We start from the raw sequence: 1,356 nt of genomic DNA, 5'->3' as shown, positions 1-1,356 counted from the left end.
ACCAAGAGCTATGTTTATGAATCTCTTGAAATCCGGGGTGCTTTTTCTTTCGGCTCCTTCTGCAATATTAGATGGGATAGATATGGATGAACGGAGCATTTGATCTTTTATTCCGTAATCACGGCAGTTTCTCAACAACTCATAGAGACGTATTGATAATTCGCAGGATTTTTCCCAGACTTCTAAATCTTCAAAGGAAGAGCTCATAGAAAAGCTGTTTACAGTTATCAGTTTACAGTTTGCGGTTGTAAAAGCGTTAGACGGTAAGCTTTCTTTATACATAAGAGGCTATTAAACATTATCTGCGTAACATATCGATAAGCTCTTCCTTTGTCTTTTGGTTCCAGAGAGCAACTTTTGTCAGAATATCGTTTAACGTACCCTTAGCAATGGTATCGTGATTAGGAATCGTGATCTTATGCACACCCGCTCCGGTAGCTTTTTCAAGTCTGATATGGCTTCCACGTTGACGTGCAATTTTATATCCCATTGAACATAGGAATGAAATAAGCTGTTTTCCAGATATAACAGGTGTCTTTTCAGACATTTAATTCTCCCAAATCCATCATAGTAAAAAGTGTTGGATGCGGAATAAATCTGGATAAAGTATCCGGATCATCTTCAAAATGAAGCTGTATAGCTTCTTTTAAATTTTTAACAAGCTCATCAAGGCTTTTTCCCTGAGTGAAAATATCAAAATCAATACATCTTCCACAGTAGTATTCGCCGTCATTATATATTTCAGCTTTTATTATTTTTTCCATTGTATTACTCCAATGCAGGTTATTGAATTAAAGTATATGGCGTTAGAGCCACTTTCAAAACGTTTCAGCTTGGTCAAGGTCAAGGCGGGCGAAAATTTTAACCAAAGGAATACATTTAGTATTTCGAGGATTAAAATTTGAGCCCAACGCAGAGATCGGCCTAAATGGGACGTTTTGAAACTGGCTCGTTAGATAACCGATTTAAGGAGCAGAGCAAATATGAATGAAATCGGCAAGCAATATTTTCCAATAGTAGCAACAAGAAATATTTTCAAAAGTTTTCACTTAAAACTTCCCGGAAATTATTGTTATCACCCTGTTATCTGTTAGAGAAATTTATCTTGCCAACCGTAAACTGTCAACCGTCAACCGATATACACTTCTCATATGCTTCTTCAAAGGTTGAAATTTTGATATGCTTTTGTTTCAAATAAGACAGGAAAGAAACAACGGTTTCGAAATCAACCAGATCTTTTGTATGACCTATAAGCACAAAAGGCTTATAACCCAATGGATTTCGTTTATCTTCTTTAATAACTTTTTCCATCATACAAGTGAGTTCGTTTATTGTCATACGACAGAAATCAAATTT

At 35.8% G+C, this 1,356-nt stretch carries 4 protein-coding genes; all 4 read right to left on the bottom strand.

All coding sequences use genetic code 11. From position 1 onward, the window contains the following. Positions 1-207 (bottom strand): four helix bundle protein (locus tag VXK47_RS04495; RefSeq protein ID WP_435547576.1); only part of this gene is annotated, 207 nt, incomplete at its 3' end. A 91-nt stretch (positions 208-298) separates the two neighbouring features. Beyond that, entirely contained in the window at positions 299-547 is a 249-nt protein-coding gene (locus VXK47_RS04490) for a type II toxin-antitoxin system HicA family toxin (RefSeq protein WP_435547575.1), read from the bottom strand. Beyond that, positions 540-764, bottom strand: a complete 225-nt coding sequence (locus VXK47_RS04485) for a type II toxin-antitoxin system HicB family antitoxin (protein ID WP_435547574.1) — start codon at positions 762-764, stop codon at positions 540-542. Before VXK47_RS04485 ends, VXK47_RS04490 begins: the two co-directional genes overlap by 8 nt. 358 nt (positions 765-1,122) lie before the next feature. Further along, a partial coding sequence (locus VXK47_RS04480; protein WP_435547573.1) for a hypothetical protein occupies positions 1,123-1,356 on the bottom strand: 234 nt, incomplete at its 5' end.

Source organism: Desulfobacterium sp. N47 (assembly GCF_051233685.1).
Taxonomy (GTDB): Bacteria; Desulfobacterota; Desulfobacteria; order Desulfobacterales; family RPRI01; genus RPRI01.
This window is presented reverse-complemented; position numbering and strand designations above follow the sequence as displayed.